The sequence below is a fragment of the Streptomyces sp. TE5632 genome, from assembly GCF_054061295.1.
In genome coordinates this window covers 1,704,696-1,720,741 of sequence record NZ_JBSSEA010000003.1, presented here as the reverse complement: position 1 = coordinate 1,720,741, position 16,046 = coordinate 1,704,696, and the positions used below count along the sequence as shown (strand labels likewise).

Here is a 16,046-nt window from a genome sequence, read left to right as displayed (position 1 = left end):
GCAGACCCGGCCTCACCGACCCGGCCTCACCGGCCGGGTCGTCCCGAAGGCCGTCCGGAGGGCCGCCAGGTGGGCGGCCGGGTCGGAGCGGGCCGCGCCGGGCGGACGGCCCGGCACACCCGGACCCGGTGCGGCGGGTGCGCCCACCCCGGGCGCACGGGGACGGTGACACGGAACCTGGGCAAGGGGCATCCAACGGTCGGCACGGGGGTTCGGCCCGGGAACGGCCGCCGGGCCGCCCGGGTTACGCCGTGTACGGCGTCCGGGGGCATCCGTCACCCGAAGGGGCGGACCCGGGGCCCTTTGTGCGGAGCCCCGGGCCCGTCCTCCAACTCTGCCTCCGTGCAGTTCACTTCACGGCGCCCGCCATCACCCCGGAGACGAACTGCCGCTGGAAGGCGAAGAACACGGCCAGCGGGATCACCATCGAGATGAACGCGCCCGGCGCCAGCACGTCGATGTTGTTGCCGAACTGCCGTACCTGCGTCTGCAGGGCGACCGTGATCGGCTGGCTCCCGGAGTCCGTGAAGATCAGCGCGACCAGCATGTCGTTCCACACCCACAGGAACTGGAAAATGCCCAGCGAGGCGACCGCCGGCCCGGCCAGCGGCATCACCACCCGGGCGAACAGGCGCAGTTCACCCGCACCGTCCAACCGGGCCGCCTCCAGCAGCTCCTTCGGGATCTCCGCGAAGAAGTTCCGCAGCAGGAACACCGCGAACGGCAGACCGAAGCCGACGTGGAACAGCACCACCCCGACCAGCGAGCCGAAGATGCCGAGACTGCCGAAGAGCTCGGCGATCGGGATCAGCGCCACCTGCACCGGCACCACCAGCAGCCCCACCACACCGAGGAACCACCAGTCCCGGCCCGGGAACTCCATCCAGGCGAAGGCGTATCCGGCGAGCGAACCGATCACCACCACCAGTACCGTCGCCGGGACGGTGATGTACGCCGTGTTCAGCAGGGAGCCGGTGATGTCGCCGTTCTCCAGCAGGGTCTCGTAGGCGCCGAAGGTGAGCTGCGAGGGCTCGGTGAACACCGTCCACCAGCCGTCGGCGGCCATGTCCTCGGGGGTGCGCAGACTGGCCAGCAGCAACCCGATCGTCGGGACCAGCCAGAACATCCCGACGACGATCAGGAACGCCTGGACCAGCCCCCCGCCGACCCGGTCGGCGAGCCGGGAGGCGAGCGAACGGGAGCCCGGCGGACGCGCCTCGACCGGTGGCCGCGCCTTGAGCAGACGTGGGCTCATCGCCTGACCTCCCGCCTCAGCCGCCGCACGTTGAACCACATCACCGGGATCACCAGGAGCAGCAGGAACACCGCGATCGCGCTGGCGATGCCCGGCTGGTCCTCGGAGAAGCCCTTGCGGTACAGCTCCAGCGCGAGGACGTCGGCGTCGTCCTGGGAGGAGCCGGGGGCGATGATGAAGACCAGGTCGAACACCTTCAGCACGTTGATCATCAGGGTGACGGTGACGACCGCGAGCACCGGCGCCAGCAGGGGCACCGTGACCCGTCTGAACACCTGCCACTCGCCCGCGCCGTCGACCCGCGCGGCCTCCAGCAACTCCCGGGGCATGCCCGCGAGTCCGGCCGAGATCAGCACCATCGCGAAGCCCGCCCACATCCAGATGTACGAGCCGATGACGGCGGGCGTGACCAACGACGGGCCCAGCCAGTCCAGGCCGTTGTACGGCTCCTTGAAGTTGCTCGCCGGAAGCCGGAGTTGTGCCCCGTCCGCCTTGGACGACAGGGAGAACGTGCCGTCGGCCGCCGCCGTGGCCGTCTCCACCACCGTGCCGTCCCTGACCGCCTCGATCCTCATGCCGGGATAGCCCAGCTCGTCGGCGTCGACGCCGTTCAGCGTGCCGACGCCCTTGCCGCGGGTGAAGTCCTGCCAGGTCGTGCCGGTGATCCGGTCCGGCTCCGGCTTCGGCGCGGCCGCCCGTTCGGCGTCGCCCGGGATCAGGTCCGGGGCGACACCGACCAGCGGCAGCGTGACGGTGTCCCCGACGCGCACCGTCCGCTTGGTGACGAAGGCGCCCCCGCCGGCCGCCTCCAGCGGCGACTCGCGGCCCGGGTGCGCCTTCGGGTACGCCGACGACTCGGCGAAGGTGTCGTGCACCCCCACCCACACCGCGTTCGCGACGCCCTTGTCCGGGTCCTGGTCGTACACCAGACGGAAGATGATGCCCGCCGCCAGCATCGAGATCGCCATCGGCATGAAAATGACCAGCTTGAACGCCGTGCCCCAGCGGATCCGTTCGGTCAGCACCGCGAAGACCAGACCGAGCGCGGTCGCGACCGTCGGCGCGAACACCACCCAGATGACGTTGTTCTTCAGGGCGGTGCGGATGCCGTCGTCGGTGAACAGGGCCCGGTAGTTGTCGAATCCGGCGAAGCCGCCACCGGACTGGTCGTAGAAGCTGCGGATGACGGAGTACCCGATCGGGTAGACCACGAGCGCGCCGAGCAGCAGCAGCGCGGGCAGCAGGAACAGCGCCGCGACGGTCCTGCGGGTGCCGGTGACGCTCCTGCGCGACTGGGGAGCGGCAGGGACCTCGGGGACCCCTGCCGCCGTGTCCGACGCCATCGCCGGATCAGTCCCCGTACGCCGCGGCCGCGTCGGCCTCCAGCCGGGCCTGCGTTCCCGCGATGTCCTTCGGGTTCTTCAGGAAGTCCTGCAGCGCCTTCCACTCGCCCTTGCCGGGGGTGCCGCCGAACGCCTGCGGAGCCTGATCGGACATGTCGAAGCGGAAGTCGTCACCGGCGTCGATGAGCGCCTTGGCCATCTTCTGCTGCACCGCGTTCGGATACGCCGAGTTCGGCACGTTCTTGTTCGGCGAGAGGTAGCCGCCCAGCTTCGCCTGGACGCCGGCCGCGTCCGGGGAGGCGAGGAAGGTCGCCAGGGCCTGCGACGCCTTGGAGTCCTTCAGGATCACGGCCGCGTCGCCGCCGGACACCACGGGCGGGCTGTCACCGACCGCGGGGAACGGGAACACCTTCGCGTCCGTGCCGACCTTCGCCTTGGTCTCACCGATGTTGACCTGCACGAAGTCGCCCTCGTAGACCATGCCCGCCTTGGGCTGGTCACCGCCGGTGAACGTCTGCGTCACGGAGGCCGGGAACTCGGTCTGCAGCGCTCCGCCCGGGCCGCCCGCCACGTAGTCCGGCTTGCCCCAGATCTCCGCCAGCGTGGTCAGGGCCTCCTTCACGGAGGGGTCCGTCCACTTGGTCTCGTGCGCGGCGAGCCGGTCGTACTTCTCCGGGCCCGCCTGGGAGAGATAGACGTTCTCGAACCAGTCGGTCAGCGTCCAGCCGTCGGCGCCGCCGACCGAGAACGGGGTGACGCCGGAGTCGTAGACCGTCTGCGCCGCGGTGAGCAGCTCGTCCCACGTCTTCGGCTCGCTCGCGCCCGCGTTCTCGAAGACCTGGGCGTTGTACCAGATCAGCGACTTGTTGGCGGCCTTGTAGTAGACGCCGTACTGCTTGCCGTCGACCGTTCCGATGTCCTGCCAGCCCTGCGAGTAGTTCTTGGCGAGCTCCGCCCGTGCCTCGGCGCCCAGCGGCTTGGCCCACTTCTTCTCCACGGCCTGCTTGATGGCGCCCGGCTGCGGCAGCAGCGCCACGTCGGGCGGGGCGCCGCCCGCGATCTTCGAACCGAGGAAGTTGACGATGGGGTCCTGGGCGGGAACGAAGGTCACCTTCGCGCCGGTGCGCTTCTCGAACTCCGCCAGGACCTTCTTGAAGTTGGCCTGTTCGGTGCCGGTCCACACGGCGGCGACCTCGAGGCTCTCACCGTCCAGCCGGGGGAGCGTGACGGTGGCGGCGGTCTCGTCGGCGGTGCCGTTCGCGCCGTCCGCGCCGTCCGGGGTGTTGCCGTCGTCGCCCCCTCCGCACGCGGTGAGCGAGACCGCGAGGACACCCGCGACGACGGCGGCCGAGGTTCTCGCGGCCCTGCGGGTGCGGGGAGTCGTCGTTTCCGTGGGTGTGCCGGGCGACCTGCGTATCCGGATGATTCTGCTCGTCCTGCGCATCACTGCCCCGTTCTTCGTATCTCGTCGAACGTCGAGCGCTGTCCCGTGGGCTCTGTGTACGCCCGGGAGGACGGGGGCGGCAAGACCGCGTCGCGTGTCAAGTCCGGGATCGTGACCGCCTCGTGACTCTCCGGGGCCGTGGGGTGCCGGATCGGAGCATGCCGGGGCGGGTCGTGTCCGTGCCGCGTGGCGGCTGACGCGAAAACGGGCGAGCGCGGCCGGGTGACGCGGGAACGGCTGACGCGCGGCCGGGTGACGCGGGATCAGGTCAGAGCAGGGACGGCACCTCGGTGGCCGAGACCTGGCGGGCCGCGCGTTCCAGCGCGCTGGCGAGCAGCGCGAGGTCGGTCGGGCCGTTGCCGAGTTCCCGGACCGGGCGGCGGGCCGGCGGATCGCCCATGCGGTGCCACTCCAGCGGCACGACCGTGGGCCGCAGCGTCGCCGTGCGCGGGATGCGGCCGGTCACCCGTCCGCCCTGGAACGCGGTCACCGTGCCGTCCGGGTGGGCCAACTGCCCGCGGCCCGGCGCCGGTTCTCCCCCGCCGTCCCGGCCCTGCTCGAACGGGGAGGTGTCCCCACGGCCGCCCGGCGCGGGCGGGTCGAGCGTCACGCGCAGGGTCGCGCGCTTCGCCGGCTCGGTCTCCGCCGTACGGGCGCAGGGGCCGGTGGCGGCCACCAGGTGCACGCCCAGCCGCTCGCCCTCCCGCGCGACCGCCTCCAGCGCCCGCAGCACCGACCCGGCGGCGGGCCGCCCCGGTGAGCCGAGCGCGGGGGAGACCAGCGCGTCCAGGTCGTCCACGACCACCACCAGCCGGGGCAACGGCGGCGGGGCCTCCGTCCTGCGCCGCGCGGCCCCGGGCCGCAGCCGCAGCGTCGAACTGGGCGGGGCGTCCAGGTCCCCCGAGTGCTCACCGCCGGCGGCCGCCTGACCGCGGGGCGCGGTCGTGCGCTGGGCGACCATACGGTCCGACAGCTCACGCCCGGTGTGCCACTCCACGAAGTCCGACCTGCCGAGCAGTTCGGCACGCCGCTTCAGCTCGGCGCTCAGCGACTGGGCGAACTCCCGCATCCGCACCGGGTCGTTGGCGCTGAGATGTGTGGTGACGTGCGGTACGTCCGTACACACCCGCAGTCCGTCGCCCGGTCCGCCGCCCGACGCGGCGGCGCACCGGCCGTCCACCAGGACGATGCCCAGCCGGTCCGGCCGTTCGGCCGCGGCCAGGGAAGCGACGACGGCCCGGAGCAGTTCGGTACGGCCGCTGCCGGACGGCCCCTCCACCAGCAGATGCGGCCCCTCGGCCGCGAGGTCGGCGGCGACCGGGCCGCGCGGACCGGCGCCCAGCACCGCGGACACCCGGCCGCCGACGCTCTCCTTGTCGTCGGCCGCGTCCGCCCAGCGGGCCATCAGTGAGGCCGGGGTGGCGCGGGCCAGCCCCAGCTCGTCCAGCAGCCGCGCCGACTGGGGCAGCGGCGCCGACACGCGCGTGTGCACCGCGCCGGGGACGCCCTCCGGGCGCAGCGGTGCCAGCGCCCGCGCGAAGCGTTCGGCCCACGCCGGGGAGACCGCGTCGACCGTGGCGACCGTGCCGTGACCGACCGGACCCGGTGGCGTCCCCGTACCGGTGGCGGCCACCCGCAGCAGCCGCAGGGTGGTCGCCACGTCCCCGCTGAGCAGGGCGACGGCACCGCACTCCCGGAACGCCGGGGTCACCGCGCAGGCCGCCTCGTACGTCTGTGTGACCGGGGACGCGGCGGAGGCGGCGGACGTCTCGGCGAGACACACCAGGTGGATCCCGGCCCGCGGCCCCTCCACGGCCAGCCGCACCAGCGCGTCGCGCACCCCGGGGTCACCGGGGTCACCGTCCACGACGACCACGGTGTACGGCCCCGCGAAGCCGTCCGTCGGGCCGGCGCCGTCGCCCACGGCCCAGGAGGAACGCCGGTGCTCGCTCCGGTCGGCGTCGGCGGGCCGGGGCTGCTCCGGGATGAGCGGGGCGGCCGGGACCGGTCGGGCGGGCGGGACCGGTCGGGCGGGCGAGGTCCGTGCCGCGTGGTCGTGGTCCGCCAGGCGGCGCAGCAGTTCCCCGGTGCGGGCCGCGGCCTGTTCGCGGTCGTGGGCGAGGAGCAGCCGGCAGTCCTGGCCGTGCCCCGGGCGTACGTGCGGCAGCCAGCCCAGCCAGGCCCATTCGGCGGTCCGCTCCTCCAGGGGGCGGGAGCGGTCCGCGGTGATCAGGACGATCTCCAGTGCGTCGGGGGAGTGCAGCGCGGCGAGCTGGGCCAGCACCACGCGGGCCAGCCCGGTGAGCCGCTCGCGCGGGCCGGCCAGGCCCAGCGAGCCCACCTCGCGCAGTCCCGAGGTCATCGGTACGGCGGGCAGCAGGCCCGAGCCGCCCGGCACCGCCCGGTCGGCCGTGCCGAGGCGTATCGCGAGGGTCTCCGGATGGCCGGGCCCGCGCTCCCACAGCCGGGGGCCGGGGCCCAGCGCGGTCAGCAGCAGGGCGGCGGGGTCGGGCCAGGTCTCGGGCGGGCCCGGCGCGGCCACGGCCCGTCCGGGCGGGACGGCGCCGGCCTCCTCCCCGCCGGACCCGTCCGCCCCGGCGGTCTCCGGCCCCTGGCGTCCCCCGGCCAGCCGCCGCGCCCACGCGGAGAGCCCGCCGCGCCTGCGGGCGCCGGAAGGCTGCTGCGTGAGCCCGGTGCCGTCCAGCTCGGTGCCGCGCAGCGGGGTGCCCTTACGGCTGGTGGGGGGAGGGACCCCGGGGCCGCCGGTGCCCGAGTGGGTGGCCCCGGTGGGGGGCGCCGGGGGCTCTGGGGTCGTCCCGCCGTACGGGTCGCCCGGGCGCCCGGTGTCCGAGCCGCCGTCGGCGGGCCTCGGCTGCGACACCCGGCGCCCCTGGGGGACCCGCGACAGCTCGCCCCGGGGGGCGACGTGCACAGTGCGCCCGCCGGGACCGGAGGTGTCCGTCTCGGGGTTCTCGATCCCCGGTGCGCCGCCCTGGCCGGGGACCAGCGGCGCGCCCGCCCCGTACCCGCCGGAGGCGGCGGCCCAGGGCGCGGAACCGTAGCCGTGGTGGGTCGGACGACCCGGCTGCACCGGATGCGCGGCCGGTACCCGCGCATACCCCGTCCCCAGCGTCCCCGTCCCCGACGTCGTCCCGGCCGACGCCCCTGACCCGGCCGGCTCCCCGCTGCCACCGCCGGCACGGCCGTCGCCCGCGCGGGGACCCGGCACGCGCACGTGCCCCTCCCCGTCCGGGGTCGTCCGCGCGCGTGCCCCCGGTCCGGCGGCCGGGGTGAGGCGCAGGGCCGACTCGCCGATCCGCAGCAGCGCGCCCGGTGCCAGTGCGACCGGGCGGGGGCCCACCCGCCGGCCGTCCAGGGTCGTGCCGTTCGTGGAACCGAGGTCGGCGACCGAGACCCTGCCGTCCGGGCCGACCGTCACCGCGCAGTGCAGCCGGGAGACGTCCGGGTCGTCGAGCGGCACATCGGCGTCGGCCGAGCGGCCGATGCGGATCTCGCCGCCGTGCAGCAGATGGACGCCGCCCGCGTCGGGGCCGGCGACGACATGGAGCCTGGTCGGGGTGTCGTCCAGCTCGGGATGCGGTTCGGGTGCGCCCGGGGCGCCCACGGCCAGCACCGCGCCGTCGATCAGCGGAGGCTCGCCGAGGGTGCAGCGCTGGGCGTCCAGCCGCTGGTCACCGGCGTACAGCACCGGGGCACCCGAGCCCGAGGAAGAGGAGCCGGATCCCCCGTCGCCGCCGGACACCGCGGAGACCAGTGCGGCGGCCACCGCCGACAGGGCCGTACCGGCGGGGGCGGTGACGACCACGTGGCCCCGCGCGGGGGAGGGCGGGCCCAGCGGGTCTACGACGGTCAGCCGGATCTGCATCGCCGGGAGCGGTCCCTTCTGCGCGGGCGCCCGCGGCACAGGGGACGAAGCGGCCCCGCGGTCCCCCACCGCGGACTTCCCCCACCACCACACGCGCACGTACGGCCAGTACTGCAGGCATCCTCGCACCTGACACCGGCAACATGCCCGCCCCCCGGCATCAAATGATCTTGATTGGTCGGCTCTGCCCTCAAAAGTGCCTGACCAATGCGCCGCGGATGATGGTTTCGGCGCCACTTGAGATCGGTCACGTCCGGTGTCCGGCAACCAAACGGACCGAGTCGGGCGTCTTTCGTCGAACGCGGACGGGAATCCGTACGGAGGAAACCCCACACGGCCCCGTGGAACCCGACACAGGGCGGAAAGCCGGCACAGACCCGACACGGACCCGACACGAAGAGGACGGGAAGACGTCGAAGTCGACAGGCCGGTGTTCCGCGGGGCGGCACTACAGTGGGGCGGAGCATTTCGGTTCCGCGGTACGACGAACCACGGTGTACGCCAGCCAAGCAAGCAGCAGGGAGCGCATGACGTGCGGCCGGTAGGGAGCAAGTACCTGCTCGAGGAGCAGATCGGACGCGGCGCCACGGGCACCGTCTGGCGGGGCCGCCAGAGGGAGACCGCGGGGGCCGAGGCGGCGGTGCCCGGCCAGCCGGGTGAGACCGTCGCGATCAAGGTCCTCAAGGAGGAGCTCGCGAGCGACGCGGACATCGTGACGCGGTTCCTGCGGGAGCGCTCCGTCCTGCTCAGGCTGACCCACCCCAACATCGTCCGGGTCCGCGACCTGGTCGTCGAGGGCGATCTGCTGGCTCTGGTCATGGACCTCGTCCAGGGTCCCGACCTGCACCGCTATCTGCGGGAGAGCGGCCCGCTCACCCCCGTCGCCGCCGCGCTGCTGACCGCCCAGGTCTCCGACGCGCTCGCCGCCAGCCACGCCGACGGCGTGGTGCACCGCGATCTGAAGCCCGCCAACGTCCTGCTCAAGCAGGACGGCGGCGAGATGCACCCGATGCTGACCGACTTCGGCATCGCCCGGCTGGCCGACTCCCCGGGCCTGACCCGCACCCACGAGTTCGTCGGCACGCCCGCGTACATCGCGCCCGAGTCCGCCGAGGGCCGCCCGCAGACCTCCGCCGTCGACATCTACGGCGCCGGCATCCTGCTGTACGAGCTGGTCACCGGCCGCCCGCCGTTCTCCGGCGGCTCCGCCCTGGAGGTGCTGCACCAGCACCTGAGCGCCGAACCGCGCCGCCCCTCCACGGTCCCGGACCCGCTGTGGACGGTCATCGAGCGCTGTCTCGGCAAGGATCCCGAGCACCGGCCCAGCGCCGAGAACCTCGCGCGCGGCCTGCGTGTCGTCGCCGACGGAATCGGCGTGCACGCGAACTCCGCGCAGATCGCCGCCGCGGAGAACGTCGGCGTGCTCCTCATGCCCGACCCGGCGCCCGCCCCCGTGCCCGGCACACCGGGCGCGCCCGGTGCCGCCGACCCGACGCAGGTGCTGCCGCACACCGGGGGCGCGTACGACCCCAACGGCGCGACCAGCGTCCTGCCGCACGCCGGTGCCCACACCGGCGGGCCCTCCGGTGCCGCCGACCCGACCGCCGTCATGCCCCCGGTGCCACCGGGCCCGCCCGGCCAGGGCGGCCAGGGACAGGGCGGCCCCGACGACCCGCACCCCTGGCAGAACCAGCTGCGCGCGGCCCGCGACCGCAACGAGCAGACGCAGGTCCAGTACCTCGACCCGGGCGAGGACCCGCTGCGCCGCCGCCCCCAGCGGCAGGTCGCCCGGCCGCCGCAGCCGGCGCAGCAGCCGCAGCAGCGCCGTCCGCAGTCCCAGCCCGCTCCCGGCTACGGACAGCAGCCGCAGCAGTACCAGCAGCCGCAGCAGTACGCCCCGCAGCCACCGCAGCCACCGCAGCGGCCGCGGCAGCCGGAGCCGCAGCGGTACACCCCGCCGCCGGAGCCGCGGCGTCCCGCGCGCGAGCCCCGGCAGCGGCAGCGCAGCGCCAACCCGATGCGCATCCCCGGTCTCGGCTGCCTGAAGGGCTGCCTGTTCACGATCATCATCCTGTTCGTCGCGGGCTGGCTGATCTGGGAGCTGAGCCCGCTGCAGGGCTGGATCGGCAGCGGCAAGGGCTACTGGGACCAGCTCACCGACTGGTTCGGCACGGCGACGGACTGGATCCAGGACCTGGGCGGGCCCGGGGCGCCGTAGAGCCCCGACCACAAGGGGCGCCCGTCCCTCCGGGGGCGGTTCCGACCTGTTTGCTGATTTGTCGACACCCGGCGGGTGAATTCGGCGTCCCCGGTGAACGTCGGCTTTCGAGGCGCGTAGCTTTGGCGGCAACACGCGTCGGTAGGAGCAGTCTTGGCACGGAAGATCGGCAGCCGGTACACCGCCCACCAGATCCTGGGTCGGGGCAGCGCCGGCACGGTGTGGCTCGGCGAAGGGCCGCGAGGACCCGTCGCCATCAAGTTGCTGCGCGAGGACCTCTCCTCCGACCAGGAGCTCGTGGGGCGTTTCGTGGGGGAGCGGACGGCGCTGCTCGGCCTGGAGCACCCGCACATCGTCTCGGTGCGCGACCTGGTGGTCGACGGCAACGATCTCGCCCTGGTCATGGACCTGGTCCGCGGCACGGATCTGCGCACCCGGCTCGACCGGGAGCGCAGGCTCGCACCGGAGGCCGCGGTGGCGATCGTCGCCGACATCGCGGACGGCCTGGCGGCGGCGCACGCGGCGGGGGTCGTGCACCGGGACGTCAAACCGGAGAACGTGCTGCTGGACATGCAGGGCCCGCTCGGTCCCGGCGGCTCGCACCGCGCCCTGCTGACCGACTTCGGCGTGGCCAAACTCATCGACACCCCGCGCCGCACCCGGGCCACGAAGATCATCGGGACGCCGGACTACCTGGCGCCGGAGATCGTGGAGGGCCTGCCGCCGCGCGCGTCGGTCGACATCTACGCGCTCGCCACGGTCCTGTACGAGCTGCTCGCGGGCTTCACGCCGTTCGGCGGCGGACACCCCGGGGCGGTACTGCGCCGCCACGTCACCGAGTCGGTGGTCCCGCTCCCCGGCATCCCCGACGAGCTGTGGCGGTTGCTCGTGCAGTGCCTGGCCAAGGCGCCGGCCTCGCGGCTGCGGGCCTCGGAACTGGGGACACGGCTGCGGGAACTGCTGCCGATGCTGGCGGGGATGCCGCCGCTGGACGTGGACGAGCCGGACAACGACCCGGTGGAGCCGGAGAGGCCGAACGGAACGGACAGGCCGGAGCGAGGGGACACCCCGGCCTCCGGTCCGGCACCGGGCACCGGGGTGCCCGTGCGGCGGCGCGGCGCGGTCCCGCTGGTGCCGGGCGCGAAGCCGACCGACTCCAACCGGGACACCCACACCTCGATGCGGGTGCCGTCCCCCGACGAGCTGGCCGGCGGCGCCCGCGGCACGGCCCGCGCCCCCCGCGCGAGCGGCGCCCGCCGTCCCGGTTCGGCCCGCAACCGCGCGCTCGCCCGCCGACGCCGACTGACCCTGGCCGCGCTGACGGTGACCCTGCTGGCCGCGGTGGGCGCCGGCGCCTGGCTGGCCACCTCGGACGACGAGCCGGGAACAAACCCCCAGGACGGCAACAACGACACCAACAACTCGGCCCCGGCCACCCCCTGAGCCGCACCCGCCCCACGCGTGACCAGTACCGACGTCGCCGGTGTGGATTCCGGCCCGGTGTTCGGTAGGGGCGGCTCGAGCGAGCCGTTACGCTGGGGGTGTGGCAGTCGTCGATGTATCCGAAGAGCTCAAGTCCCTCTCCTCGACCATGGAGTCGATCGAGGCCGTTCTGGACCTCGACAGGATGAGGGCAGACATCGCCGTGCTCGAGGAGCAGGCGGCCGCGCCCTCCCTGTGGGACGACCCGGAGGCGGCGCAGAAGATCACCAGTAAGCTCTCCCACCTCCAGGCCGAGGTCAGGAAGGCGGAGACGCTGCGCGGGCGGATCGACGATCTCGCCATTCTCTTCGAGATGGCCGAGGAGGAGGACGACCCGGACACCCGCGCGGAGGCCGAGGCCGAGCTCACGGGCGTCCGCAAGGCGCTCGACGAGATGGAGGTCCGTACCCTCCTGTCCGGCGAGTACGACGCCCGTGAGGCGCTCGTCAACATCCGGGCGGAGGCCGGTGGCGTCGACGCCGCCGACTTCGCGGAGAAGCTCCAGCGGATGTACCTGCGCTGGGCCGAGCAGCACGGCTACAAGACCGAGGTCTACGAGACGTCGTACGCGGAGGAGGCCGGCATCAAGTCGACCACCTTCGCCGTGCAGGCGCCCTACGCCTACGGCACCCTCTCGGTCGAGCAGGGCACGCACCGCCTGGTGCGCATCTCGCCCTTCGACAACCAGGGCCGGCGCCAGACCTCGTTCGCGGGCGTCGAGGTGCTCCCCGTCGTCGAGAAGGCCGACCACGTCGACATCGACGAGAGCGAGCTGCGCGTCGACGTCTACCGTTCCTCGGGCCCCGGCGGCCAGGGCGTCAACACCACCGACTCCGCGGTGCGCATCACGCACATCCCGACCGGCATCGTGGTCTCCTGCCAGAACGAGCGCTCCCAGATCCAGAACCGCGCCACCGCGATGAACGTCCTCCAGGCCAAGCTGCTGGAGCGGCGCCGCCAGGAGGAGCAGGCCAAGATGGACGCCCTCAAGGGCGACGGCGGCAATTCCTGGGGCAACCAGATGCGTTCGTACGTGCTGCACCCCTACCAGATGGTCAAGGACCTGCGCACGGAGCAGGAAGTCGGCAACCCCGAGGCCGTGTTCAACGGTGAGATCGACGGCTTCCTGGAGGCCGGAATTCGCTGGCGCAAGCAGCGGGAGAAGTGACCTCCGCGCTGACAGGGCTTTGTCGACAAGGCAACTGCCGCCCTCGGGGCGGCAGTTGCCTTTCTCATGCCGGGGATGTCGGGGTTTTACATCACACTCACGGCTTCAATGTTCGGCAAAACGCGCGTACGTGGACATCGCGTACGCAACGGCCTTGACGTTCATTTGAAAAGTGGGAAGGGTGAGGCGCGGCATGCGTATCTCTGGGGCGCATGTGAACCGGGGGGCGCTTCATCGCAGTCACCCCCGTTGATCACGGCCCCGGGCGCCGCCTCATTGACGATGAGCTACTGGGGGTAGCAACCAGATGACCAAGAAGACGCGCATCCGTGTCGCACGGATCGCGGCCGCTGCCGTGATCGCGGGCGGCGCCTCGCTGACCGCCGCCGGCGCGGCCTCCGCCCTCGGCATAGGCGTGAACGCCGGTGTCGGGAGCCAGGGCGCCAACGTCGGCGTCAACGTGAACGTCGGGGACGAGGACGCCGACGACGGGGAGCCCACCCCGCCGGAGACCCCGCCGACCGAGCTCCCGACCGAGGACCCCACGACCGACCCGACCGAGGAGCCGACCGAGGACCCCACGACGGAGCCGACCGAGGAGCCGACCGAGGACCCCACGACCGACCCGACCGAGGACCCCACGACGGCCCCGACCACCCCGGGTGCCGGCAAGGGTGACGGAGGCGACGGCGACGACAAGGGCAACGGCGGTGGCGGCAACGCCGCCAACCCCGCCGGTGGCTCCGGCGTCTCCACCCAGGAGCAGGGCTCCTCGGCCCTCACCGACACGGGCGAAGAGCCCGCCACGTCGGCCCAGGGCAACGGCCAGGAGCTCGCCGAGACCGGCGCCGCCGAGATGACCTTCCTGGTGCTCGGTGCCGCCACGATGATCGCCGGCGGCATCGGCTTCCGCGTGCTGCCGCGCCTCATGACCGGCCGCGGCGGCGCCACCGCCTGACGGTGACGCCGCGCGTACACACCGTACGCAGGGCAGGGACGCAGACACAGCCCGAGGGGCCCGGAGCGCAGCTGCGCTCCGGGCCCCTCGGGCGTGCTCGGGGTTCTCCGTGCCGGATGTGCCGGACGGCGGATCCGCGACGGTCAGACGGTCTGGTGGGCGAGCAGTGCCACCGCGGCGACCAGGACCGCCAGCAGCGCGATCAGCGTCATGGGGTTCAGGCCCGCGAAGAAGTTCACCTGCTGCATCCGCTCGCGGCTCGCGCGGCACACCGGGCACCGGCCCTCGCTCACGGGTGCGGCGCAGTTGGCGCACACCAGCCGGTCGTACGTCATCCGCTCTCCTTCCTCGCACCGGTTCCAGTCAGTACAACGCCCACGGGGGCGCGAATGTTCCCCCCACCACTGTGCCAGGTTCCCTGGAAATCGGCGCGGTCCCCGTATCCTGCCCGCCCCCGCCTCCGGGCCGTCGGGCCCGCCGCACATCCGGCATAAAGCGCGCAAGTGTCGCGCAACCCACTCCGGTGACTGCGGGCGGGCTTCCGCTTCGCGTAAGGTCACGCACATCTACCCCCGGCGACCCGTGGTGCACCCGTGATCCGATTCGACAACGTCTCCAAGGCCTACCCCAAGCAGAACCGTCCCGCCCTCCGAGATGTCTCCCTGGAGGTCGAGAAGGGCGAGTTCGTGTTCCTCGTGGGGTCCTCGGGCTCCGGCAAGTCCACCTTCCTGCGGCTGATCCTCCGCGAGGAGCGGGCCAGCCACGGTCAGGTGCACGTCCTGGGCAAGGACCTCGCGCGCGTCTCCAACTGGAAGGTGCCGCAGGTCCGGCGCCAGCTGGGGACGGTGTTCCAGGACTTCCGCCTGCTGCCCAACAAGACGGTCGCCGAGAACGTGGCCTTCGCGCAGGAGGTCATCGGCAAGTCCCGCGGCGAGATCCGCAAGTCCGTGCCGCAGGTGCTCGACCTCGTCGGGCTCGGCGGCAAGGAGGAGCGGATGCCCGGTGAGCTCTCCGGCGGTGAGCAGCAGCGCGTCGCCATCGCGCGGGCCTTCGTCAACCGGCCCAAGCTGCTCATCTGCGACGAGCCCACCGGCAACCTCGACCCGCAGACCTCGGTGGGCATCATGAAGCTGCTCGACCGCATCAACCGGACGGGCACCACCGTGGTGATGGCGACGCACGACCAGAACATCGTGGACCAGATGCGCAAGCGCGTCATCGAGCTGGAGAAGGGCCGTCTCGTCCGCGACCAGGCACGCGGCGTCTACGGCTACCAGCACTGACGAGGAACGGAAAGGCTTAACCCCACGCCATGCGCGCCCAGTTCGTTCTGTCGGAGATCGGTGTCGGTCTCCGCCGCAATCTGACGATGACCTTCGCCGTCGTCGTCTCCGTCGCCCTGTCGCTCGCCCTGTTCGGCGGGTCGCTCCTGATGAGCGACCAGGTCACCAGCATGAAGGGCTACTGGTACGACAAGGTCAACGTCTCCATCTTCCTGTGCAACAAGAGCGACGCCGAGTCCGACCCCAACTGCGCCAAGGGCGCGGTGACCGAGGACCAGAAGGGGCAGATCAAGAGCGACCTGGAGAAGATGTCGGTCGTCGACTCGGTCACCCACGAGTCCCAGGACGCGGCGTACAAGCACTACAAGGAGCAGTTCGGCGACTCCCCGCTGGCCAGCTCCCTCACCCCGGACCAGATGCAGGAGTCGTACCGCATCAAGCTGAAGGACCCGGAGAAGTACCAGGTCGTCGCGACCGCCTTCGACGGGCGGGACGGGGTGCAGTCGGTGCAGGACCAGAAGGGCATCCTGGACAACCTCTTCGGGCTGCTGAACGGCATGAACTGGGCCGCCCGCGCGGTGATGGCGCTCATGCTGGTCGTCGCCCTGATGCTGATCGTCAACACGGTGCGCGTCTCGGCCTTCAGCCGTCGGCGTGAGACCGGCATCATGCGGCTGGTCGGCGCCTCGGGCTTCTACATCCAGGCGCCGTTCATCGCCGAGGCCGCGGTCGCCGGGCTCATCGGTGGCACCCTCGCCTGCGGATTCCTGCTGGTCGGCCGGTACTTCATCATCGACAACGGACTGGCGCTGTCGGAGAAGCTGAATCTGATCAACTTCATCGGCTGGGACGCGGTGCTGACGAAGCTTCCGCTGATCCTCGCCACGAGCCTGCTGATGCCTGCCCTGGCCGCTTTCTTCGCGTTGCGCAAGTATTTGAAGGTGTGACTCTTGCCAAGAGGGGCGTACGGTCAACCGGCCGTGCGCCCCTTCGCGTTGTCCTAGACTCA

11 protein-coding genes are annotated in these 16,046 nt (G+C 72.7%); 6 read left to right on the top strand and 5 right to left on the bottom strand.

The window, feature by feature from the left end; translation table 11 throughout:
* Window positions 1–349 precede the first annotated feature (349 nt).
* The 4 genes from ACVW19_RS12930 to ACVW19_RS12915 form a co-directional block, all read right to left on the bottom strand.
* Window positions 350–1,255 carry a carbohydrate ABC transporter permease gene (locus ACVW19_RS12930; RefSeq protein WP_457459403.1) on the bottom strand — a complete coding sequence of 302 codons (906 nt, stop codon included), beginning with the start codon at window positions 1,253–1,255 and terminating at the stop codon, window positions 350–352.
* A complete protein-coding gene (locus ACVW19_RS12925; RefSeq protein ID WP_457459401.1) occupies window positions 1,252–2,598 on the bottom strand; it encodes a carbohydrate ABC transporter permease in 1,347 nt (448 codons plus the stop codon). Before ACVW19_RS12925 ends, ACVW19_RS12930 begins: the two co-directional genes overlap by 4 nt.
* A 7-nt stretch (window positions 2,599–2,605) precedes the next feature.
* Complete coding sequence (locus ACVW19_RS12920) at window positions 2,606–4,042, bottom strand: ABC transporter substrate-binding protein (RefSeq protein ID WP_457459399.1); 1,437 nt, start codon at window positions 4,040–4,042, stop codon at window positions 2,606–2,608.
* A gap of 268 nt (window positions 4,043–4,310) precedes the next feature.
* Window positions 4,311–7,928, bottom strand: a complete 3,618-nt coding sequence (locus tag ACVW19_RS12915) for an FHA domain-containing protein (RefSeq protein WP_457459397.1) — start codon at window positions 7,926–7,928, stop codon at window positions 4,311–4,313.
* 532 nt (window positions 7,929–8,460) lie between these two features.
* On the opposite strand from ACVW19_RS12915, the gene ACVW19_RS12910 reads away from it, so the two are divergent.
* From ACVW19_RS12910 to ACVW19_RS12895, 4 genes are all read left to right on the top strand, one after another.
* Window positions 8,461–10,146, top strand: coding sequence for a serine/threonine-protein kinase (locus ACVW19_RS12910; RefSeq protein ID WP_457459396.1), 1,686 nt, complete (start codon window positions 8,461–8,463; stop codon window positions 10,144–10,146).
* Between the two features lie 153 nt (window positions 10,147–10,299).
* Window positions 10,300–11,589, top strand: a complete 1,290-nt coding sequence (locus tag ACVW19_RS12905; protein ID WP_457459394.1) for a protein kinase domain-containing protein — start codon at window positions 10,300–10,302, stop codon at window positions 11,587–11,589.
* 100 nt (window positions 11,590–11,689) lie between these two features.
* On the top strand, window positions 11,690–12,796 hold the full coding sequence (gene prfB, locus ACVW19_RS12900) for a peptide chain release factor 2 (RefSeq protein ID WP_457459392.1): 1,107 nt from the start codon (window positions 11,690–11,692) through the stop codon (window positions 12,794–12,796).
* A 307-nt stretch (window positions 12,797–13,103) separates the two neighbouring features.
* Window positions 13,104–13,754, top strand: a complete 651-nt coding sequence (locus ACVW19_RS12895; RefSeq protein ID WP_457459390.1) for a hypothetical protein — start codon at window positions 13,104–13,106, stop codon at window positions 13,752–13,754.
* Between the two features lie 143 nt (window positions 13,755–13,897).
* Here the strand turns inward: ACVW19_RS12895 and ACVW19_RS12890 are convergent, their stop codons facing one another.
* Window positions 13,898–14,089 carry a hypothetical protein gene (locus ACVW19_RS12890; protein WP_109378301.1) on the bottom strand — a complete coding sequence of 64 codons (192 nt, stop codon included), beginning with the start codon at window positions 14,087–14,089 and terminating at the stop codon, window positions 13,898–13,900.
* A gap of 258 nt (window positions 14,090–14,347) precedes the next feature.
* On the opposite strand from ACVW19_RS12890, the gene ftsE reads away from it, so the two are divergent.
* Both ftsE and ftsX read left to right on the top strand, forming a co-directional pair.
* Window positions 14,348–15,037, top strand: a complete 690-nt coding sequence (ftsE, locus tag ACVW19_RS12885; protein ID WP_457459388.1) for a cell division ATP-binding protein FtsE — start codon at window positions 14,348–14,350, stop codon at window positions 15,035–15,037.
* Window positions 15,038–15,066: 29 nt separating this feature from the next.
* Window positions 15,067–15,984, top strand: a complete 918-nt coding sequence (gene ftsX / locus ACVW19_RS12880) for a permease-like cell division protein FtsX (protein ID WP_457459386.1) — start codon at window positions 15,067–15,069, stop codon at window positions 15,982–15,984.
* The last annotated feature ends 62 nt before the right edge of the window (window positions 15,985–16,046 follow it).